Source organism: Paenibacillus sp. QJM3NY_38, assembly GCF_056173265.1.
Genome location: NZ_CM149665.1, coordinates 4,061,406 through 4,082,709, shown reverse-complemented (window position 1 = coordinate 4,082,709; position 21,304 = coordinate 4,061,406). Strand labels below are relative to the sequence as shown.

The window sequence follows — 21,304 nt, the reverse complement described above, 5'->3', positions numbered from 1 at the left end:
CGACAAATGGACAAATCAAACACCCATTCGAATGCTAACAACAGCCCGGGCAAGACAAGCAAGGACCAACAGCTGGAACAATTTACGGTAGACAATGACGGTAAAGACTTGACAACCAATCATGGACTTAAAGTCGCTGAAGATGAACATTCACTTAAAGCGGGCGAGCGCGGTCCGACCTTGATGGAGGATTTCCATTTCAGAGAGAAGATGACGCATTTCGACCATGAGCGGATTCCGGAACGGATCGTGCATGCCCGCGGTTTTGGGGCTCACGGCTATTTTCAGCTATATGAATCCATGAAAGATTATTCAAAAGCCAAATTTCTGCAAGACCCTTCCGTCGTCACGCCGGTGTTTGTCCGATTCTCCACGGTGGCTGGCTCCAGGGGATCAGCCGACACCGTCAGGGACGTTCGCGGCTTCGCAACCAAGTTTTATACGGAAGAAGGGAATTATGATCTTGTGGGCAACAATATGCCGGTCTTTTTCATACAGGATGCGATGAAGTTTCCCGATTTCGTTCATGCTGTCAAGCCTGAGCCGCATAACGAGATTCCACAAGCGCAATCCGCCCATGATACGTTCTGGGATTTTGTGGCGAACAATTCGGAAAGCGCGCACATGATCATGTGGGCGATGTCCGACCGCTCGCTTCCGCGAAGCTTCCGAATGATGGAGGGCTTCGGCGTCCATACCTTCCGTTTCGTGAATGAAGAAGGACAAGCGCATTTTGTGAAGTTTCACTGGAAGCCCGTGCTCGGCACGCATTCCCTCGTATGGGATGAAACGCAGAAGCTGGCAGGCAAGGATCCCGACTTTAACCGGCGTGATCTGTGGGATGCGATCGAATCAGGAAATTATCCGGAATTTGAGTTTGGCGTTCAAATGATTCGGGAGGATGAGGAATTCAATTTTGGTTTTGACATCCTTGATCCGACAAAGATTTGGCCCGAAGAACTTATTCCCGTCAGAATCATCGGCAAAATGACGCTCAATCGCAATACGGATAATTTCTTTGCGGAGACGGAGCAGATAGCATTCCATCCGGGACATGTCGTACCGGGCATCGATTTTACCAATGATCCGCTTCTGCAAGGCCGCTTATTCTCTTATACCGACACCCAGCTTTCACGGCTCGGCGGACCCAATTTCCACGAAATTCCGATCAACCGTCCAATCGCAGCTGTTCATAACAATCAGCGTGACGGGATGCATCGTATGACCATCAATAAGGGCCCTGTCAGCTATCATAAGAACGGTATTGCCGGTAACACGCCGAAGCCGGTTCCAGTGGAGCGCGGGGGTTATGAGCATTACACCGAGAAGGTGGAAGGACGTAAGGTGCAGGCACGCAGTGACAGCTTTAAGGATCATTTCAGCCAAGCGGCCCTGTTCTGGAATAGCATGTCCGAGGTCGAGAAGCAGCATATCGTATCCGCATTCCAGTTCGAGCTTGGTAAAGTACAGCGAAAGGAAATTCGCCAGCAAGTCGTTGACCTGTTCGCGAACGTCGATAGCGAACTTGCCACCCGGATTTCGGAGGGCATCGGAACCATGCCTCCGCAAATCAGCGGCTCCGCTTCCAGTGAGTCTTCTCCGGCACTGAGCATGATGAATACCGTGAAGCTCCCGCTAACCCGTAAAGTGGCGGTGCTGGCAGGCAACGGATTTACAGATGAACTCCCCTTTGTGCTTACACAGCTGCAGCAAGCCAGCATCATCACCGAGGTGGTTAGCGCGAAGCTCGGCGTCATTCAAAGCAAAGCCGGTGCGGAACTGGAAGTGAACCATTCGCTGCTTGGGGCGGATTCCGTCTTGTTCGATGCAGTGCTTGTCGCAGGCGGCGCATTAAGCGTATCGGAGCTCCTGGTGGAGCCGAAGGTGCTGGATTTTGTCAAGGAAGCGTATCAGCATTTCAAGCCGATCGCATCCATAGCCGAAGGGGCAAATTTGCTTCCATCATCCAGTGGTGAAGGGGTCGTGGTTGCGCATGAGAATGAGGATTTGAAGCCTTTCGGCGAGGCCTTCATTGATGCCATCGCGGCGCATCGCCATTGGTCGCGTACGATCTAAGAATGGATTGCCCTTGAATATATAACACGATTGCGCTATAATTCCCCTAAATCATTTGGCGAAGAATGAAGGGGAAGATACCATGATCAACATCAAAATCAATCAACTTCATCATCACAAGCAGCGTTAGCACGCCTGTCATTTAACAGGGTGGGCTAACGCTGTTCGCGTTGGCCTCCCTGCCGCATATTCAGCGCGCGGGACCATGAGGTCCGGCGCGTTTTTTATTTTCATTTAGAAGAAAGGATGATTAACGATGCAGAACGTAAAAGGAACGTATGATTATTTTGGCCAAGAACAGGCGATCCGAAGAAAGGTGAAATCGACGCTGCGTGAAGTGTTTGAATGTTATGACTATGCTGAAATGGAGACAACCATTCTGAATGAATCGGAGCTGTTGTCTTCCAAATACGCAGGTGGGGAAGAAATTCTGAAGGAAATGTACCAGCTGACAGATCAGGGTACGCGACGTCTGGGCCTCCGGTACGACTTGACGATTCCATTCGCCAAGGTAATCGCGCTGAATCCCGCCCTCAGCCAGCCCTTCAAACGTTATGAAATGGGGAAGGTATTCCGCGATGGTCCCGTCAAGCGGGGCAGATTGCGGGAGTTTCTGCAGTGCGACGTTGATGTCGTGGGAATCTCGGGACCGGAAGCGGAGGTTGAGCTAATGCAGCTTGCAGCCGAAGTGTTTCGGAGACTTGAAATTCCGATCAAGCTCAGGTGGAACAATCGAAGCTTTCTTGGTGAAATTCTTGGAGCTATGGGCGTACCGGAAGAGATGAAGCCATCCGTCATGCTGACGCTGGATAAGCTCGACAAGATTGGTCAGGAGGGGGTTCGACAAGAGCTTGAGGGTAAGGTGCTCGCATCGGAGATTTGTCGTCAAATTCTTGATTTTGTTGAGCTCAAGGAGCCGACATTCGCGCAAATAACAAGCACATACAACCTGAACAACGAGCGTGGAGCACGAGAAGTCCAGATCCTGCAAAATATGCTGCAGCGCGTCGGGTTGCAAGACATCTGCGTATTCGATCCGTTTCTTTCCCGAGGATTGTCCTTCTACACAGGAACCGTTTACGAAATCTTTGACGCATCTCAGGGCTTTCGTTCAAGCTTGGGCGGAGGCGGCAGGTATGACGCGATTATCGGGCAGCTCGTTGGACGCGAGGACATTGTTTATCCTACGGTGGGTCTTTCGTTTGGCATGGAATCCATCATGGAGATGATCCGAAACCGTCCGATTGAAACAAACAAGCCGCTCGTTGTGGTTATCCCGATAGGAGAAACCATACCCGAAGGATTGACGGCTGCAGCGGCACTCCGGAATTGCGGGATTCATACGCGATTGGCGGACAACCGCCGCAAATTGAAGAAAACATTAGCTTCTGCTTCAGCTGAGAGTATTCCATATGCCATCCTAATCGGCGAAGATGAAGCGGCGGCGGGCATGGTTCGACTGAAAAAAATGACCGAGGGCAAGGAGCTTACATTGACTCTGCAGAAGGCGGTTGAGGTTATCATTCAATCCTGTGAATGATGACATGAGGAAGCCTTGCTTCCGCATCATGGGGTGTAAACTCATGACCAACAACTTGTATAGGCCGACATATGGAATGCCTTTGTTCTTTTTCGAATATAATGGTTTTCTACCGAAAAGGGACTCGCGCTCGAAACGATCTCCAAGTAGAATAAAGCATATAGATGTTACCAGGGGGGAGCGGATTGCAATGCTGTACGAACAATTTTTCATGCTGCACCAAAAGCTTGCTGTTAACGCTCCAGCCAACACGGCTACGGAAGTGACGCTTGAGCAGATCGCCGAAACGTTATATTGCACAACGCGGAATGCCAAGCTCGTTATACGCAAGCTCGAGGAGAAGAGTTGGATTATATGGAAGGCAGGACGCGGGCGAGGAAACCGTTCCAAGCTTACGTTTCTAGCTGATCAAGCTGATCTGCTTCAGGAAGCAGCGCAGCAGCTCGCGTTAAAAGGGGAATATCGGCAGGCCTTCGAACTGCTGCGTACTTATGGTCAAGGTATTCACACTAACGATTCCTACGTGGAATGGATGAACGGGCATTTTGGCTTTAGCAAGGAGATGAGAGAAGGGGAAGCAGAAGCAAGGGATTCATTGCGGCTTCCCGTGTACCGATTGATTGAAACGTTGGATCCCGCCGAATGCTACTACAGTTTTCAAGCGCATATGATCCAGCAGATATTTGACCGGCTGGTGATATACGATAATGCCAACGATCAATATCTTCCCGTTATCGCGCATTATTGGAACAGCAATGAGGATGGAACGATCTGGACTTTTCATCTGCGTAAAGGAATCCGGTTCCATGACGGTAGAGAGTTATCCGCGGAGGACGTGAAATTCACGGTGGAACGCCTGGGACGGGATAAACGAAATGCTTGGATCGTGCGTGAACTGCAGCGAGTAGAGGTGGTGTCGCCTCGGGAGGTTCGTTTTATTCTTAACAAGCCGAATCGAATTTTTATCCGGTTTGTTAGCTCCATCTGCATGTCCATCGTGCCCAAACATTTGGTGAGTCTTGATGAAGAACAGTTCTGGAAGCTTCCTGTCGGAACGGGACCCTTTCAGGTGGAAGAATGGACCGATGAACGGCTGACCATACGTGCAAATCCCCATTATTATCAGGGACGGCCGCATTTGGACAACATCCACATTATCATGATGCCCGAGGATGCAGAGCATTGCGAGGTCAGCTGGGAGCGGCTGCTGCAAGATCCGGAGCGTATCGAGCATAAAGGTGAGAAGCATGCTGTGGATATCATAGAATCTTCCGAAGGCTGTACGACTTTGATTACGTGGAATATGAAGAAGCCGGGGCCCTATCAGTCCATCGAATTTCGCCGGGCATTCAGCCTGATTCTGAACCGTGCCGAGATGATACGCGAACTTGGCGGCAACCGGCTATACCCGGCCAAAGGATTCATTATGGATGAGCAAGCGCCTTACCGTAAAGACCGACATGATCCTGTGCTCGCAAAGTCATTGCTGAAACAGTCGGGTTATGACGGGTCTCCCATTACCATGGCTACGCTCGCCAATCATATCAAAGACGCCGAATGGGTTCAGAAGCAGTGCGCTTCCATCGGGATTCCATTGAATATCCGGGAGGAGAGGATGGATACCATACACCAATCGGATGTGATGAACACCATGGATTGTGTCTTGCACGGCCTTGTTCTTCCAGGTGAAGAAGTATGTTTAATCGAGAATTACGAGCAGAAGGGAAGCGTAGTTCAAGAGTTCATGGATCCATCGCTGCATCATTGGGTGAAAGATTGCGTGGATGATGCGCTTGCCAGCGAGTGGTATGAGGAGCGTTTAAGTTTGTTGTCCCATATTGAAGAGAGGCTTCGGGAGGAAGCACATGTATCATTCTTGGTTCATACAAGATTTTACGCAAGCTTGGATTCTTCTTATAAAGGGGTTGTCATCAATAATCTGGGGTGGCTGGATTTCAAGCAGATTTGGCGAGTGTGATATCTTCTCATAAAAAGAGCAAGCGCGAATAACCGCGCTTGCTCTTTATTTCTTATAAGGATTTTGTGCGGCTTCTTCGGGATCTCCGCTTCCGAAAGAAGCCATAAAGTTTATCGAGAATTCGAGTATTCCTTGAGGTATGCTGCGATTCACATGCGATCTCGTCATGAATTATGAATCTTCCTTGACGATCAAGTTCGTCCCATTTTCTTTGCTGGTATTCGTTCAGTTTTTCCAGTGTATAAAAATCGTTGCTCATGTTAACCTCCCTATCAGACATTCGGAATTCGCTGTAATGCCGGTAGAATGTCTTGATACTCTCATTATGGAGGTCAACCGAGCTTGTAAAAAGTGTAAACCTCGGCAGCTTTTTTTCCCCTTTTCATGAACTAAAGGACTACCGCAAAGAAGAGATTAGACTTTATTATCACGATGCGTGATAGTGGAGTTCTCAATCTGGATCGTTGAATGCTCGATGTGGAATCGGCTGTCCAGAAGATCGATCGCTTGTTGCAGAATCTCATAACTGTTCGCTTCGTCCTCGGCGACGAGATGGCAGCTTAAGGAATCGAAATTGGACGTAATCGTCCAAATATGAAGATCATGGATGCCGGTGACCCCAGGTATAGACAGCAGGGATTTCTTTACCTCTTCAGGGTTTATCGCTGCCGGTGCTCCCTCCATCAGAATATGAACGGTATTCTGTATGATTCTCCAGGCGCTCTTCAGAATCAAGATCGACACAAGGATGGATATGATAGGGTCCGCAATGTACCATCCGAAGGCCATCATCACGATCCCGGCGATGATGGCTCCTACCGAGCCGAGCGCATCGCCAATAACGTGGAGGTAAGCGCTGCGGAGATTCACATTGTTCTTTACATCTCCTGTTCGCATCAAGAACCAGGCACTGAGAAGGTTAGCCAACAGGCCGATGGCTGCAATGAGCATCATGCTTCCGCTGGCGACGGTTGGCGGGTCGTCAAAGCGCTGAATCGCTTCCCATACGATAAAGCCGGCGATGATAAACAAGGCGACACCATTTAGTAGTGCTGCCAATATTTCAAAACGGTAAAAGCCATAGGTTTTATTCGGCGATGACGGCTTTGTGGCAAACCATAATGCGACCAGACTGAGCAGCAAAGCGCTGGCATCACTTAACATATGCCCGGAATCGGATAACAGCGCCAGACTGTTGGTCAGCAAGCCCCCTATAAACTCTAGAATCATGATGCCAAGTGTGATGATGAGGGCAATGGCAAGTCCTTTTTTGTTTCCTGAGCGGGCATGATCATGGTGGCTGTGGTCATGCCCATGATGGTGGTTATGATGATGCATAATCGAAAACTCCCTTCGAATCCAACTGTGGAATGAATCAATAATCATGGAACCATTTATGTTATTTATAATATGAACATATGCTCATATACAATGTAATCCTTCGGTTTGTTTTTGTCAAGTTTTTCTGAAGGCATTACGAAAGCGAATATGATTTTCCACTTATTCATTTATCTAGTATGCTTGATAAGCGAGGAAATTAAATTTTTACGTCTGATGATGTGTTCTTATTATCGGTTAAAGAGAAGGAGTGATATGCGACATGGGAGAACAACGTAAATCGATTAGCGAAGCTTATAGCGAAACAGCCTATCCATTGATTGGACATAGCCGCAGGAATCTCGAGGTGCTGCTGGAGGCATTTCGGGATGTGGATGGGTCGCAGATGGGGGATACATACGGCAAAGGCGCCATCATTGAGGAGTTTCAGGCACGCATGGCAGACGTTCTGGGCAAGGAATCGGCTGTCTTTTTTCCGAGCGGAACCATGGCGCAGCAGATTGCTTTGCGGATCTGGTGCGATGATGCTGGGCTGAAACAAGTGGCTTATCATCCCCTCTGCCATCTGGAGATTCACGAAGAGGACGGGCTTAAGGAGCTGCATCATATCGAACCGATTCTCCTAGCCGATAAAGATCGTTTGATTACGCTTGAAGACGTGCAGAGTCTGAATCGTGACATTGCATGTTTGCTGCTGGAGCTGCCGCAGCGTGAAATCGGAGGGCAGCTGCCCGTATACGAAGAGCTGGAGGCCATATCGGCGTATTGTCGTTCTCAAGGCATAAAGCTGCATCTGGACGGGGCAAGATTGTTCGAGATCACTCCGTATTATCAAAAAACGGCGGCCGAAATCTGTGCTCTATTTGACAGTGTATATGTGTCATTCTATAAAGGTATAGGCGGGATTGCCGGCGCCATTCTGGCTGGCGGCACCGACTTTGTGGAGAAGTCCAAAGTATGGAAACGGCGTCATGGCGGGGATCTGGTCAGTCTTTACCCGTATATCATCAGTTCAAGTTATTATTACAAGGAAAGAATAGGTAATATGGGCCGGTATTACGAGGAAGCTAAAGAGCTCGCAGCGCTGTTTAATCAGTGCGAGGGCGTGAATACGAAGCCTGCCGTGCCCGTATCGAATATGTTTCATGTGCATTTTGAATGGGGCAAAGAACAGCTTGAACCCATTCTTATTGAGGTTTACCGCGCGACGGGCGTCGGATTGATCAGTTATCTAAACGAAGCAGGGGAAAGTCAATGTTATACGGAAGTCCACATCGGGGAACGGTACAGCAAGACGCCGAGAGAAAGCATTCAAGAAGCTTTTCAATTGTTGAATGAGAAATTGAGGGAAGCTGCGAGCACATGACAAAAGGACCTGAATCAGGTCCTTTTTCATTTGTCTATATTCAACCAATCGGCCCCACGGAAACAGGCTCCTCATTAACTGGTTATTGGGAAAAGTATACCATGCGGAGTGTGTCTTATCCGGGTTGATGGTTAAAAAGGGGAGCAAGGACCTGTTCACTTGAGAACAGTGAGTGCGTGTATGCAAGGAATCCTGCGTTAGAGTGTCGAATGAGGTATAAATGTATAGGTTGTCGATTCATATGTTTGGCCTCATAAAATTGTAGATGTGAAGGAAAGGGGATCTTATGGGAGAGGTTTTAATGACAATGGAATCGTTGACGGGCATCCATGCATATCGAGGAGCAAATGAAGGCTTGGAAGGTTCCTGGGTTGTCCGTAGCGGTGGTCAAAAATCAGGAGATCGTCATGATGGAGGGTTACGGGTATCGAAATATTGATAAAAGCTTGCCTGTGACGAGTGAGACACTGTTTGCGATCGGTTCCTCTACCAAAGCTTTTACTGCACTGGCAGCTGGAATCCTTGCGGATGAAAAGATTTTGAAATTGGATACACCTGTGAAAGAGTACCTTCCTGATTTCAAAATGTTTGATCCTTTTGCAACGGAGCGGATTACGCTTAGGGATATGTTATGCCATCGTTCGGGTTTGCCGAGGCATGATCTCATGTGGTACAACGCTTCACTGACCAGAGAAGAAATCATTGAACGCTTGCGATACTTAGAGCCGAATGTAGATTTTAGGACGAAGTGGCAGTATCAAAATATCATGTATATGGTAGCGGGTTATGTTGTCGGGCATGTGAGTCGTTCATCTTGGGAAGAGGTTGTTCAGAAGCGGATATTCAGGCCACTGAACATGACATCCAGTCAATTCTCTGTGGATAAGACACAGCTTCATCATGATTATGCAATGCCCTATATACAAATTGAAGATCAGGCTCGTGTCATTCCGTTTCGTAATATAGATACCATTGGCCCGGCTGGGTCCATCAATTCCAATATCAAAGATATGGCGAATTGGGTGCGGTTTCAAATAAATCATGGAATGCACGACGGTCAGCGTCTCGTATCTAACGAAATGCTGGATACGCTGCACACGCCTCATATGGTTTGTGAGATGACCGAGGTCAATGAAAATAATACACATATGGGAAGCTACGGTCTGGGTTGGCTGATCGAACCTTATCGTGGCTTACGGATGGTGAGTCACGGAGGCAATATTGACGGATTCACCGCACATGTTGCCTTTATTCCTGCGGAGAAGATTGGCGTCGTGGTCTTGTCGAATCTCAACGGTACTCCGCTTCCTGTCTTTATATCCAATTATATCTTCGATTCATTGCTAGGCGGTGAGGTCAAGGACTGGAGTGGGCTAGCGTTGGGACAAAAGAAGGAAGCCACCGTTGCGAGCGAGCCCACCACAAACAATGAGGCAGCCCCAGGCGAGAAACAACCCATTGTTCCATTATCCGCATCTTTGTTGGATTTAGCGGGGACGTACGTTCATGCAGGGTATGGAGAAATGGTCGTGGAACTTGTTGATGGAGGGCTTCGTGCAGGATTTAATTCGATGCTGTTTCCCCTCACACATCAAAATGCGAATCAGTTTGAACTCCATGTTACGGTGTTTGATATTAAAACCAAAGCGACTTTTTTAACTGACTCTAACGGAAGTGTAGATCGTTTATCCGTCATTATGTTGTTCGAAACTGGTGCAAAGGAAATTGAATTTGTTAGAATAACAAGTAGAACCGAGTAAACTTTGAAATATCCAATCTGGCGAGGTGAAAATCATGATGGCTCACGTTAGAAGCACAACCGTTCAAGTCGTTAAATCAGGCTCCGGGCAAAGCCGCACGGAAATATCGGGCAGATAATTTGTTCGGAGCCTTATTCAACATGAATTAGAACTGCAATATTTCATGTGCCGGCTTTGCTCACTATTTACACGATTCTATGTAGATAGGAGCAGAGAGAATGAAATACGAGAAAGCACTTGATATTTTACCTGAACATGTAGTCAAAACCATTCAACAATATATTGATGGGAGTTATATTTATATTCCGAGAAAGTCGGAGAACCGGAGGTCCTGGGGTGAACAAACCGGGGTCAAGAAGGATCTGGATATTCGGAATCGGAGCATTCTCAAAAGTTATTTGCATGGTGACTCCATCCGTACATTGTCAGAACGATATTATTTAACGGAGCAATCGATCCGTAGGATTATTCGGGCAGAACGAATGAAAGAATAGGCGAGATCGGATATCCTTTTCGTGAAACCGTTATATAGCATTCGTTATCATCAGGAAAGAGCGGCCAGGACACGTGTCCTGGCCCTTTCAATTAAGGAGAATTACCTGTCAGAAACTTGGTACGAACCCTTGATAGTCAACCTTAGCGATATCATCGGACGGATCGTATTGGACCCTCATCAAAACAGATTCTTTACGTGGAAATATAATGTAATATTTGGGCTTGTAATGCAGGAATTTTCCAACGAAATCGCCAATATTGCTCCGTCTTGATTTACCAGGTTAAGGAAAAGCATTAAAATAGAGGTTAACGACATTCGCAAGTAGAAGGAGTTTATGTATGAACCCGTCATCTTCATATACCCGGCGCATACAAGAGGTTTATCCGCACCTACATATTCAAGACGTTGAAATGAACAGCATGGGTCAGAACAACGATGTGTTGATTGTGAATCAGACGCTGGTCTTCAGATTTCCTAAGTACGCAGAAAGTCTCCAAGCGATGATTAGAGAAACTCAATTACTGAATAGGATCAAGAGCAAGGTAACGCTGCCTATACCGAATCCGATGTATGTTTCATTTGACGATCTGCAGGTGGGTAAAATGTTCATGGGCTATCCGTTAATCGAGGGTCAGCCGTTATGGTCAGAAGATCTGCTTTCACACCGGAATTCAGTCATCGAGGATAGGGTAGCAGAACAAATGGTCGAATTTCTCGTTCAGCTTCATACTGTGGAGATCAATGAATGGATCGCTGACGATAGAAATGTTGCAAATGTCCACGAAGAGATGTCCGGATTGTACACACAAATTCAAGACCAATTGTTTCGTTACATCAGGCCCGATGCACAAGAGGAAATCTCAAGCAACTTCACAAGATTTCTGAACAACCCTGCGAATCGTGACATTCGTCCAACCTGCATTCACGGTGATTTTGGTACGGCCAACATACTTTGGAGTCCGGAGAAAGGTCGAATGACGGGTATCATTGATTTTGGAGGTTCAGGGATTGGAGATCCGGCATATGATTTAGCGGGAATCCTAGCGGGGTATGGTCAAGTGTTTTTCGAAAAGTGTATCGCCATGTATCCGAATGGAGACCCCATCGCGGAGCGCGTTCATTTTTATAGAAGCACGTTTGCCTTGCAAGAGGCGCTGCATGGAGTTATTCATCAAGACGCTGAGGCGTTTGAGGCAGGCATACGAGATTTTAGATGAAACATAATCATGGATTTTTACATGATATAATCTGCTGGAGGAGCCGCATAAATGACACCTAAACCCGTCATCATCGAGGAATATAATCCCGAATGGCCGAAAATGTTTCAGGAAATTCAAGCCATATTGGCACTTACCCTTGGTGCTGATGCGCTGAGTATCGAGCATGTGGGAAGCACCTCCGTACCTGGACTTGCCGCAAAGCCAATATTGGATATCGATGTTGTGATCGAATCCATGAAATCGCTTCCGACGGTCATTGCGAAATTAGAAAACCTGGGCTATAAGCATCAGGGGGATTTAGGGGTGGAGGGCAGGGAAGCTTTTGATAGGAAAGATGAGTATGTTCCCTACAGCGAGGAGATAAGTTTGAAAATGACCCAGCATTTATATGTCTGCCATCGGGACAGCCAAGAACTATACAGGCATATTACTTTTCGGGATGCGCTCATCAATAACCCGGAGCTTGTCAAAGAATACGCCTCATTAAAGAAAGAACTAGCCATAACTTTTCGTAATGATCGGAAAGCTTATACGGAAGGCAAATCCGACTTTGTCCAGCGGATATTGAAGCAAGTTGCACGCTAAAATGTTGAAAGAAATCCAACATATCATCTTGTCTCATGGCTGAATCCTACCAACAAAATACATAACAGCGAGGTAAACCAATGAACGTTACATTAAAGGTGTTAGATAACACGGAGCTTAAAAGCATCTGGAAGGAAGCGTTTCAGCAGCAAAATATAATGCGCCCGGATGAGTATTACGATTTATGCGAATATGAGAACCAAATCGGCAAGCGTGTCACCTTGTTGGCTTTTGTTCATGAGGAGCTGGCCGGTGTTTCCCACTTGAAATACGAATCGAGTTATCCCTATTTTCGAGAGCAGAGCATTCCGGAAATCAATGATCTGAATGTGTTCCCGGAGTACCGGAGAAACGGCATAGCTAACAGCATCATGGAAGAATTCGAGAACATCGTCCGCAAAAAAATGCCACGCATCGGTATCGGGGTTGGATTGTACAGGGACTACGGTGCGGCTCAAAGAATATATGTCCGGCGCGGCTATATTCCGGACGGCAACGGAATTATGTACAACAACGAATCTGTGGTGCCCGGTGACATGGTATGTGCGGATGACGATCTGAACCTGTATCTGATTAAAGAGCTGGTTTAATAAATCGTTCTGCTAATCATCGGCTTCAGCTATATAAGTTTCAGGAGAGTGAAACATGAGCTTCGTCATTCGATTAAATATATCGAGTTTTTTGTATGCCTGGTTCCCTTTTGTCGGGATTGAGCTCATGGCCAACGTTTACCGACTCAGTCGAGTGACAGGGTGGGGGCTGGATCACGTGAATCTTGTGATCTTGGTTTTCTTCTTTGTTGGCCTGCTTTTATCGGGTTTCGGATTTCCGAAGCTGATCAGGTATTGGTTGGGTGGCCGTAAAGCGTCTTTCTTTTCGCTAATTTTGTGGATCCCCTATTTCATGATATTGACCTATATTGTGGCTGCATGGTTTCCGATCACCCATCCGGCAGACAAACCGAATCCTGTAACAGGACTCATGGCCATCGCTGTTTTGGCGTTGTACCCATTCTACCTGGCTATCCTTCATCTGTTTGGAACGGCTCGATTACCGAGAGGATGAAGGAAGATCGGATGACTTGAGCTTCATGTATAACATGGTGAAGGTATCAGGTTCAGAAAGGAGCGGGCTATGATGATCGGTGTTCTTATCGTGTTGCTTATTATTGAACTCATTGTGATTGAGGTTAGACTCAAAAAGAAATTGGATAATGACGAGAGGATCATTGAGAGACTCGATCTCATGATCAAAGATATCCGTGACTTAAAGAATAAACAATAGTTTTACTTTCTAGAGGAGTATGTAAAGATGGGCAATGTGGATAAACGCAATCGACTGGATGAAGAAGTGTTCACCTATTCGGTTACCAAAGATCATAAAGTATTCATTCATTGGTTGGGGAAACAAGTCAAGATCCTGTTGGTAAAGAGAAGGATCATAAATAAGCTTGTACGGGAGAAAGAACGATGAATAAAGGGTTTTCGCATTGTTTGCAGATTTTCCCGACCTCTAACTTCGAGAAAACCAGCGAGTTTTATGAGCGAATCGGGTTCCGTGCCGTGAACTATTTTGATGCAGCAGAACCGCATGTATGCCTCTACAAGGACTCTGTTGAGATTGTATTAACGAAGACGGAGATTGAGGTTGTTCCGAATCGAATCCGTTACGGATATGGGTACGATGCTTATTTTATTACTTACGGACAACGGGAAATCCAGCAAGAACTTATCGATTTGGGCGTGAAGATTGTCAGGGCTTTATCGACAACGGATTATAACAATCATGAGTTCGTGTTTGAGGATGTGGACGGGCGATGGATCGCGATTGGTAATAAGTTATAGAGACTAAAGGAGAACAGGGGGATGCGTCATGGTTGAAATTCTGGTCGTCAGACATGGACAATCGGAAGCGGATATTATGAATCGGTGTGAAGGACGGGCTGACTTTGCACTGACGGATCTTGGCCAGCAGCAGGCATGGCTCCTGGCAGAGTGGATTCATCGTGAATATACTTTGGATGCCATTTTCTCCAGTACGTTAAACCGGGCCAAGCAGACCGCGGCAGCCATAGCTGAAACAACAAAAGTCCCCGTTACCTATGATGATGATTTAATGGAGCAAAATAATGGGGTCATCGCCGGTATGCTAAGAGAAGAGGCTTTACTTAAATATCCCCTGCCTGATGGAGGAAGAAAACGGCACGATGCGATCGAAGGCGGAGAATCTGAAGTGCAGTTCAGAGCAAGAGCCGAACAATTCATATCCAAGCTGTTTACTACAATTCATAGCGAGCCTGATTTGAAAAGGGTTTGTATTGTTTCCCACGGCGGGATGATCACGATGTTATTCCGAAGTTTCTTGAATCTTCCTTACCATACGGATATTCATATCCCGACAGGCGATACAGGCGTTCATCTATGGAAATATGATCGGAGCGGGAAAAAGATAATCGCGGCTACGAATTTGCAGGAGCACCTATCCTGAAATAATATGCAACATCATAATCCCGCTATAGTCATCGTGCTGTTGCGGGATTTTTCATTGGTTTTACAATAATCTATTTTATCGTAAATATTATTAACAGATCAGAGAAACTTTTTTACCAAAATTTGCGTCTAATAGTATGACCTAAATAAATATCAAAAAAGGATTAGAAGGAGTTATGGAATGAAACTGAAGAAACGATCATTGCTAACCGTATTGGCTGTTGCCCAATTAGCGGCAGCTTATCCGGCGAGCGCGGATGCAAATACCGCAGACAAACCACAACAGTCAGTCACCCAAGAAGTGTACGAGCAAAACGCTGCGGCAACCAAAGCAGTAACATCCGGGGGTACAGACGCTGCTCAAGAGACAACAGAAACAACGGAAACAAATACTACGACAGAGACAGAAGGGTCTCAAGAGCCGAATGAAACAGGAACAACCGAAGGACCGGTTGAGGAAACCGGCGAAGTGCAAGATCCGGCAACAACTACGGGAGAGCAGGATAACCAGAATAACCAGCAAACCGTGACGGGTAAAGAACTTATTCTATATTTTAATAGTACAAAAATGGTACAAGACGGCATTACCTACAATGCACCGCAGCCGATGCAAGTCAAAAAGGGAGTATCCTATGTTCCCATTCGTGCCCTTGTGGACCGTGTAGGCTTCAAGGTCACTTACGATAAGAAGACCAAAGAAACCGTTATTACCAAAGGAACCAATGAGCTTCGCTTCAAAACAGACAGCAGCAAGTATACCGTGAATGGCGTAACCAAAGAGATGAAAGGTACCTCCTACCAGACGAAGAGCACCTTCATGGTTCCGTTGACAGCTATAACCCAAGCGCTCGATATTCAATATAAAGTGGATAATGCAGGCAAACGTGTCATCATGAATCTGGAAACCAAGCCAGTAGCCAAGTTTACGGTGGGGCCTAAGGATATTTATGCAGGACAAACTACGGTGACCTATACACCGCAGCTGGAGAATGTACAAGGTGAAATCATCAATGAACGCTGGGAAGGCAAACAGGATATCTTCGATGCACCAGGCGAATACATAGTCACTTACTCGGTTCAGGATTCTACAGGGGCGTGGAGCGAGCCTTATAGCCAAACGATTACGGTCATTCAGCCGAATCTTCCGCCTGTTGCCATGTTCGAGACTGATAAGTCCGAGTATAAAATGGGTGAGTTGATTACCTATACGAATCAAACCACAGATGATCAGGACAAGCCAGAGGATCTGACGTATAAGTGGGAGAATAAACAGTATGCTTTCTTCACACCGGGCGTTTATACGATCAAGTTAACGGCCACGGACAAGAAGGGACTTAGCTCCACCTACGAGACGACGATTAACGTGACGAACGAGACCTTATATCAAGAAGAGGATTTCAATAAACTCTTTATCCCGGAAGGGGAAAAATTCACGTTCCTCGGCAATGTGACTTCGCGTCCGAAGATTAATTACGATTTTTACGACGAGCCAAGCACGTTGATTCGCAGTAACAGTCCGGAAACCGTCAACAGCGAAGGTATTGTGTACCAAGAGACGGCGGTTGGAGATATGCGCTTTATGATTCACCATGTGAATAATTTGAATAAAAATGTGAAAATGTACGTTATTGCAACGAACAAGAACAGCACCCCGGTAACGCTTAGACAAGATTACTTGGGATTTGCTGGTCCATCGCCGATCGCAACGGCAGCAGGCAAGAAGTCTGTGCTGAACTATTTCCAATCCATGCAGGACGATTCGAAGCGGGCTTCAGTGACGCTTGCACCAGGCGAACAGAAACTGGTTATGACGGAACTGAGCGATGTGAGAATGAAGCAAGGACATGTCATTTCCCTATACTCAGATATGTACAGTGACCTGCCGATTCAGTTCGATGTCGTGATGATTGATGAGAAATCCGATCCATTGAAGGTTTTAAGCACGCTGCCCATCCTGAATCGCGATGGGGTTCATAACCGTGGAACCTATCCGGATTCAACACGAGTCATCCGTTATTCCGAACTGGTAGGTGCTAATTCCGAGCGTCTTGTACTTGGAGACAATCAGGATGACCCTAACCTGGAAGGGATGGACCCTATGGTTGGGGACATTACGCACAACACGGGTAACTTTGGTGTCCTGTATAAAATAACATTGGATCGCGTAGCGCCGGATACTCTGATCTCGTTTAACCCGCGGGGCGGTAAGTACTCGGGATATGCCATGGTGAATGGAACGATTGTACCGATCTATTCCCTTGGACAGGTAGCTCCTGGCGAGCAAGCAGTTCTCTATCGTACAGGCGATTACGAACAAAAGGTTGAAATCATGCTGACGGCTGCGCCAGGAAGCAATTTGCCAGTAAACCTGCTGTTTACCCAAATGCCTGAAGCACATCATTAAGATTGGATTGCCTATAGGCTTCACGACTTAAGCAGCTGCTTGAGGAGTGAAGCCTTTATTGTTGTTAGGAGAAATTAACAAGGAGCGTGGTGCGGCTGCATAGGCGAAATCGTATCCTTATGCTGGGCACTCCGTCTTCTTTTGTTGAGTGGGGCGGTTAAGTGTATTTCCTCATGCAAAGCCTCCGTTTTATTTAGAGGTTGAGGATAACATGCGCTAGTGCCCAGCTAATGTCAGATACTACGACATTATTTTCAATCTTCGTATTGGAAGAGGAACAAGTTATTACTCACGCTCTTGAAGTGGTGTCCGATCAACCCCCTTTAGTAATTTATCTTTAGTCATTTGGACAATGTGGATTGGAATACGATATTTCTCCGCAAGCTGAATGCTTGTGATGTCTGGATGCTCATTCAGTTCTTTTTGAATCCAAGCACGGATATCATTTTTCCGCATATTACACCTTCCCTCATCGATTATTGATTTCTATGAACCATCTAGATCGTTATAGGCGTTATGCCAATCCCTGTGTATCCCGTATTAGTTAATGGTATTGAGGTAACCGTGTTGGATGATGTATTAATGATTGAAATCTCGGGAATCTGAAAATTAGTTATATACGCACGGGTGCCATCCGGAGTAATCGCAATGCCGCTCGGACCTAGACCAACGGTGATCGTTGGAGCAATAACCGTGTTGGCGGCAATGTGAATGATGGATACCGTATTAGAGCCGGCATTCGTGACATAGGCCCGAGAACCATCAGGGGTAATCGCGATTCCGGTAGGGTTAATCCCAACAGGGATGGTCGCAATGACCAGATTGGAGGCGGTATCGATGACGGAGACGGAGGCGCTTGAGAAATTGGTGACATACACTCGCGTACTATCCGGAGTAATTGCCACCTCCCCAGGAGACAAACCAACCGGTATAGGCAACCCGAGCACCGTATTTGAAGCGGTGTCGATAACCGAGACGGTTCCATCGGTTGAGTTGGCGACATAGGCTCGCAAGCCGTTCGGCGTAATGGCAATTCCGTTAGGACCGGCCCCTACGGGTATTGGAGATCCGATGACCGTATTTATGGTCGTTTCGATGACAGAGACCGTACTGTCAACAAAATTCGTGACGTATACCCGCGAACCATCTGGCGTGATTGCATTTCGATTGGCACCATCTCCAACGGGAATCGGAAGACCGATGATGGTGTTGGAGGCGGTATCAATCACTTGGACATTATCATCGTTAAAGTTAGTTACATAGGCACGAGTTCCGTCAGGGGTGAAGACAATATCGTTTGGACTATCTCCGACTGGTATGAAGCCCATTATGGTATTTGTAGCCGTATTAATGACGGTGATGACATCGTTGAAAGCAAATAAAGCATAAGCGAAGGGACCGTGGTCCACGGAATTGATGGAGCATACCGGAATGATTCGCGTTCCGAATACACCGGTAAGAATAACCGTTCCTTCTCCGGTTCGCAAAATCCGACCCTCGATACTATCGGTGAAGCCCGAAGTTGAAACCGAAATGTATTGATTGTCTAATTGCAGCAAAGTATCTCTCAATTCTTCAAAGCAGGGATCCGTGGGGCTTTCACCCGCTGGACCTTGAGGACCCTGGGCACCTTGTGGGCCTGGTACTCCCTGAGCACCTTGAGGACCGGGGATTCCTTGCGGTCCTGGTGGTCCAGGCGGACCTGGAATACCCTGAGATCCAGGTAATCCTGTAGTACCCTGTGGACCTTGTATGCCTGCGGTTCCGTTTATGATCGTAGGCGGAGGACATTTTACCCGGATCACTTTCCTTCTGATAATAATACATCGACGTTTTTTCTTTTTCGGTTTACGTATGAGAATCATTTTTTTCTTCCGACAGCGCTTGGCCTTCCTAGATGGACACCCCATCCGCGAACACCTCCCCTTGAATTGGTATATCATACGTAACCTGTGCATGTGTTGAGTGCACAAGTACCCAGTGGGCGCATAAACAGACACCTATTTTTTTTGATGGCAGTATCATTTATAATAATGAAGCTGGGCAGATTTCAGATAAATTCGAAGATATAACAGATTGTTAATTTAAAGGAATTGCTGTAAAGGTTAAAATATGTAATAGTTCTACTACTACGGAAACTTTGGAGTGATGGCGTGTGATTAGATCAGTGGATGTACCCTCCTGAAATAGAACGAAATTATTTTAGGAGGGCAAAAATGATGAAGTTTCACATTATTAATGTTGAAGAGTGGACGAGAAAGCCTTATTATGAGCATTATCTTCGATCGAATAAATGCACCTTCAGCATCACCGTGGATATCGACATTACTCGCTTGTTGTATTCGTTAAAAGCTAATGGATTCAAGCTTTATCCAGCTTTTATTTATATGGTTACAAGAGTTGTCAATGACCGGGTTGAATTCAAAACTTCCTTTAGTCCCGAAGGGGAATTGGGTTACTGGGATCGGATGACGCCGAGTTATACCTTTTTCCATAACGATGACCATACCTTCTCCTGTTTATGGACAGCATTTTCGAATGATTTCTATCGATTTCATGATCATTACGAGCAGGACATGGAGCAATATCGGGATACAAAAGGGCTGTTTGTTAAAGAGAATCCACCGCCGAACACGTTTCCCATATCCATGATACCCTGGGCAAGTTTTAGCGGATTTAATCTAAACATTGTCAATGAAGCAGACTATCTTCTTCCCATCATAACCGGCGGAAAATATACCGAGCAGGGTGGCCGTGTTCTGCTTCCAGTCTCATTGCAGGTGCACCATGCTGTGTGTGATGGTTATCATGCCAGCATGTTCTTTAAGGAGTTGCAGAGCTTGGCGGATTCTTTTGAAGATTGGTTAACTTAATACATGATCAAAATGAGCAAGATTCGTGATCAACATGAGCAAGATTCATGATCAAAATGAACTAGATTTATGATCAACATGAGCAAGAAAAGACGACTGCGATGCAGTCGTCTTTTCTGTTGCCAATTGTATCGAAATGATACAACATCCTCATATAATCTTCACAAGTTTTGGTTAATTACATACAACCTTGAAAAAAGGTAATCCCTACGATCGCTAAAACCGAAAGGAGAATGTATGATGTCACATGAACAATTTCAACAATGTATCGAGGAATGCTTGCGCTGTATGGTAGCCTGTAACCATTGTTACACCGCATGTTTGGATGAACATGATGTGGCGATGATGAAAGAATGCATTCGCTTGGATCGGCAGTGTGCGGATATTTGCGCCTTTGCGGCTCAAGCGATGTCCACGAACAGTATGTATGCCAGAGAACTATGCAGGATCTGCGCCGATGTCTGCGAAGCGTGCGGTAACGAGTGCAAGAAGCATGATATGAAGCACTGTCAAGAATGTGCTGAAGCATGCTTTCGATGTGCGAAAGCATGCCGGGAGATGGCTGCTTAAACAGGGCATCCATTGAACAGTAGGATGATGCGGGAAGAATCGCTATAGGCGGGAATCGGCCTATTTTGGGCACATGCGGGCAGAAGAGGCTCAGCTATATGCTGAAATTCGCTCTTTACGAAGTCTGTTTGGAGGGCCGATTCTATATGCGCCTATTAAGAAGATCAAGAGGACAGAGGATCCGTTATTATGCCGAAGTCGGTACATATGGAGTTCATGCGAGCAGAAGAGGCTCTGCTATTTGCAGAGATGCTAGTCTATAAGGCCAGAGGATCCGTATTGCAGGAATCGGTCAATTTTTGGGGCACCTATGGACAGAAGTGGCCCCGCTATGTACTGAAATTCGCTCGATATTGAGTCCGGGAGGACAGAGGATCCGTTATTTCGCGCAAATCGGCCGATTATGGAGTTTATGCGGACACAGGATCCGCTATTGCACCATAATCACGGACTAATCCCCCAAAAATCTCACAATAGCGGATCTCTTGTCCGCATATTGTTGCGAGATGGGTAAAAACAAGGAAATAGCGGAACCAGTGTCCTCAAATATCGCAACTCGGCGGATGTTAACGATACCGGATGGCGGTATCCTAATGAGGGCAACTCGGT

General features: G+C 46.5%; 20 protein-coding genes. 17 read left to right on the top strand and 3 right to left on the bottom strand.

What is annotated here, in order from left to right; translation table 11 throughout:
* Positions 1-6 precede the first annotated feature (6 nt).
* From AC0VZ8_RS18760 to AC0VZ8_RS18750, 3 genes are all read left to right on the top strand, one after another.
* Positions 7-2,076: a catalase gene (locus AC0VZ8_RS18760; protein ID WP_475484017.1), complete on the top strand. Its 2,070-nt coding sequence runs from the start codon at positions 7-9 to the stop codon at positions 2,074-2,076.
* Between the two features lie 256 nt (positions 2,077-2,332).
* Positions 2,333-3,616, top strand: a complete 1,284-nt coding sequence (locus AC0VZ8_RS18755; protein WP_475484016.1) for a histidine--tRNA ligase — start codon at positions 2,333-2,335, stop codon at positions 3,614-3,616.
* A 190-nt stretch (positions 3,617-3,806) separates the two neighbouring features.
* The gene (locus AC0VZ8_RS18750) at positions 3,807-5,594 is read left to right on the top strand and encodes an ABC transporter substrate-binding protein (RefSeq protein WP_475484015.1); all 1,788 of its coding nucleotides are present in this window, start codon (positions 3,807-3,809) and stop codon (positions 5,592-5,594) included.
* A 414-nt stretch (positions 5,595-6,008) separates the two neighbouring features.
* Here AC0VZ8_RS18750 and AC0VZ8_RS18745 read toward each other — a convergent pair whose 3' ends face one another.
* Positions 6,009-6,932 (bottom strand): cation diffusion facilitator family transporter, encoded by a 924-nt coding sequence (locus AC0VZ8_RS18745; protein WP_475484014.1) that lies wholly within the window; start codon positions 6,930-6,932, stop codon positions 6,009-6,011.
* 262 nt (positions 6,933-7,194) lie between these two features.
* Between AC0VZ8_RS18745 and AC0VZ8_RS18740 the strand changes: the two genes are divergently transcribed.
* The 11 genes from AC0VZ8_RS18740 (at position 7,195) to AC0VZ8_RS18690 (ending at position 17,252) form a co-directional block, all read left to right on the top strand.
* Positions 7,195-8,298 (top strand): threonine aldolase family protein, encoded by a 1,104-nt coding sequence (locus AC0VZ8_RS18740; RefSeq protein ID WP_475484013.1) that lies wholly within the window; start codon positions 7,195-7,197, stop codon positions 8,296-8,298.
* Between the two features lie 347 nt (positions 8,299-8,645).
* On the top strand, positions 8,646-10,058 hold the full coding sequence (locus tag AC0VZ8_RS18735; protein ID WP_475484012.1) for a serine hydrolase: 1,413 nt from the start codon (positions 8,646-8,648) through the stop codon (positions 10,056-10,058).
* A gap of 218 nt (positions 10,059-10,276) precedes the next feature.
* Complete coding sequence (locus AC0VZ8_RS18730; protein ID WP_475484011.1) at positions 10,277-10,552, top strand: CD3324 family protein; 276 nt, start codon at positions 10,277-10,279, stop codon at positions 10,550-10,552.
* A gap of 340 nt (positions 10,553-10,892) precedes the next feature.
* Positions 10,893-11,771, top strand: coding sequence for a phosphotransferase family protein (locus tag AC0VZ8_RS18725; protein WP_475484010.1), 879 nt, complete (start codon positions 10,893-10,895; stop codon positions 11,769-11,771).
* A 51-nt stretch (positions 11,772-11,822) separates the two neighbouring features.
* Positions 11,823-12,359, top strand: a complete 537-nt coding sequence (locus AC0VZ8_RS18720; RefSeq protein ID WP_475484009.1) for a GrpB family protein — start codon at positions 11,823-11,825, stop codon at positions 12,357-12,359.
* 80 nt (positions 12,360-12,439) lie between these two features.
* Positions 12,440-12,949: a GNAT family N-acetyltransferase gene (locus tag AC0VZ8_RS18715; protein WP_475484008.1), complete on the top strand. Its 510-nt coding sequence runs from the start codon at positions 12,440-12,442 to the stop codon at positions 12,947-12,949.
* A gap of 55 nt (positions 12,950-13,004) precedes the next feature.
* Complete coding sequence (locus AC0VZ8_RS18710) at positions 13,005-13,424, top strand: hypothetical protein (RefSeq protein WP_071218504.1); 420 nt, start codon at positions 13,005-13,007, stop codon at positions 13,422-13,424.
* 246 nt (positions 13,425-13,670) lie between these two features.
* A complete protein-coding gene (locus AC0VZ8_RS18705) occupies positions 13,671-13,832 on the top strand; it encodes a hypothetical protein (protein WP_475484007.1) in 162 nt (53 codons plus the stop codon).
* Complete coding sequence (locus AC0VZ8_RS18700; RefSeq protein ID WP_071218503.1) at positions 13,829-14,203, top strand: VOC family protein; 375 nt, start codon at positions 13,829-13,831, stop codon at positions 14,201-14,203. Before AC0VZ8_RS18705 ends, AC0VZ8_RS18700 begins: the two co-directional genes overlap by 4 nt.
* A 28-nt stretch (positions 14,204-14,231) precedes the next feature.
* Positions 14,232-14,846: a histidine phosphatase family protein gene (locus AC0VZ8_RS18695; RefSeq protein ID WP_475484006.1), complete on the top strand. Its 615-nt coding sequence runs from the start codon at positions 14,232-14,234 to the stop codon at positions 14,844-14,846.
* A gap of 183 nt (positions 14,847-15,029) precedes the next feature.
* Positions 15,030-17,252, top strand: a complete 2,223-nt coding sequence (locus AC0VZ8_RS18690) for a stalk domain-containing protein (RefSeq protein ID WP_475484005.1) — start codon at positions 15,030-15,032, stop codon at positions 17,250-17,252.
* Positions 17,253-17,537: 285 nt separating this feature from the next.
* On the opposite strand, the gene AC0VZ8_RS18685 is transcribed toward AC0VZ8_RS18690, so the two are convergent.
* Together AC0VZ8_RS18685 and AC0VZ8_RS18680 are read right to left on the bottom strand one after the other, a co-directional pair.
* Positions 17,538-17,708: a hypothetical protein gene (locus AC0VZ8_RS18685; protein ID WP_162487518.1), complete on the bottom strand. Its 171-nt coding sequence runs from the start codon at positions 17,706-17,708 to the stop codon at positions 17,538-17,540.
* A gap of 41 nt (positions 17,709-17,749) precedes the next feature.
* Positions 17,750-18,739, bottom strand: coding sequence for a beta-propeller fold lactonase family protein (locus AC0VZ8_RS18680; RefSeq protein ID WP_260068380.1), 990 nt, complete (start codon positions 18,737-18,739; stop codon positions 17,750-17,752).
* A 732-nt stretch (positions 18,740-19,471) separates the two neighbouring features.
* On the opposite strand from AC0VZ8_RS18680, the gene catA reads away from it, so the two are divergent.
* From catA to AC0VZ8_RS18665, 3 genes are all read left to right on the top strand, one after another.
* Positions 19,472-20,125, top strand: a complete 654-nt coding sequence (catA, locus tag AC0VZ8_RS18675) for a type A chloramphenicol O-acetyltransferase (protein WP_475487716.1) — start codon at positions 19,472-19,474, stop codon at positions 20,123-20,125.
* A 240-nt stretch (positions 20,126-20,365) separates the two neighbouring features.
* The gene (locus AC0VZ8_RS18670) at positions 20,366-20,695 is read left to right on the top strand and encodes a four-helix bundle copper-binding protein (protein WP_475487715.1); all 330 of its coding nucleotides are present in this window, start codon (positions 20,366-20,368) and stop codon (positions 20,693-20,695) included.
* A gap of 189 nt (positions 20,696-20,884) precedes the next feature.
* Positions 20,885-21,052: a hypothetical protein gene (locus AC0VZ8_RS18665; RefSeq protein ID WP_475484004.1), complete on the top strand. Its 168-nt coding sequence runs from the start codon at positions 20,885-20,887 to the stop codon at positions 21,050-21,052.
* Positions 21,053-21,304: the final 252 nt, after the last annotated feature.

Coding starts and splice junctions, on each gene's coding strand:
- AC0VZ8_RS18760 (WP_475484017.1), top strand. CDS start 7: ATGGACAAATCAAACACCCATTCGAATGCTAACAACAGCCCGGGCAAG.
- AC0VZ8_RS18755 (WP_475484016.1), top strand. CDS start 2,333: ATGCAGAACGTAAAAGGAACGTATGATTATTTTGGCCAAGAACAGGCG.
- AC0VZ8_RS18750 (WP_475484015.1), top strand. CDS start 3,807: ATGCTGTACGAACAATTTTTCATGCTGCACCAAAAGCTTGCTGTTAAC.
- AC0VZ8_RS18745 (WP_475484014.1), bottom strand. CDS start 6,932: ATGCATCATCATAACCACCATCATGGGCATGACCACAGCCACCATGAT.
- AC0VZ8_RS18740 (WP_475484013.1), top strand. CDS start 7,195: ATGGGAGAACAACGTAAATCGATTAGCGAAGCTTATAGCGAAACAGCC.
- AC0VZ8_RS18735 (WP_475484012.1), top strand. CDS start 8,646: ATGAAGGCTTGGAAGGTTCCTGGGTTGTCCGTAGCGGTGGTCAAAAAT.
- AC0VZ8_RS18730 (WP_475484011.1), top strand. CDS start 10,277: ATGAAATACGAGAAAGCACTTGATATTTTACCTGAACATGTAGTCAAA.
- AC0VZ8_RS18725 (WP_475484010.1), top strand. CDS start 10,893: ATGAACCCGTCATCTTCATATACCCGGCGCATACAAGAGGTTTATCCG.
- AC0VZ8_RS18720 (WP_475484009.1), top strand. CDS start 11,823: ATGACACCTAAACCCGTCATCATCGAGGAATATAATCCCGAATGGCCG.
- AC0VZ8_RS18715 (WP_475484008.1), top strand. CDS start 12,440: ATGAACGTTACATTAAAGGTGTTAGATAACACGGAGCTTAAAAGCATC.
- AC0VZ8_RS18710 (WP_071218504.1), top strand. CDS start 13,005: ATGAGCTTCGTCATTCGATTAAATATATCGAGTTTTTTGTATGCCTGG.
- AC0VZ8_RS18705 (WP_475484007.1), top strand. CDS start 13,671: ATGGGCAATGTGGATAAACGCAATCGACTGGATGAAGAAGTGTTCACC.
- AC0VZ8_RS18700 (WP_071218503.1), top strand. CDS start 13,829: ATGAATAAAGGGTTTTCGCATTGTTTGCAGATTTTCCCGACCTCTAAC.
- AC0VZ8_RS18695 (WP_475484006.1), top strand. CDS start 14,232: ATGGTTGAAATTCTGGTCGTCAGACATGGACAATCGGAAGCGGATATT.
- AC0VZ8_RS18690 (WP_475484005.1), top strand. CDS start 15,030: ATGAAACTGAAGAAACGATCATTGCTAACCGTATTGGCTGTTGCCCAA.
- AC0VZ8_RS18685 (WP_162487518.1), bottom strand. CDS start 17,708: ATGCGGAAAAATGATATCCGTGCTTGGATTCAAAAAGAACTGAATGAG.
- catA (WP_475487716.1), top strand. CDS start 19,472: ATGAAGTTTCACATTATTAATGTTGAAGAGTGGACGAGAAAGCCTTAT.
- AC0VZ8_RS18670 (WP_475487715.1), top strand. CDS start 20,366: ATGTCACATGAACAATTTCAACAATGTATCGAGGAATGCTTGCGCTGT.
- AC0VZ8_RS18665 (WP_475484004.1), top strand. CDS start 20,885: ATGCCGAAGTCGGTACATATGGAGTTCATGCGAGCAGAAGAGGCTCTG.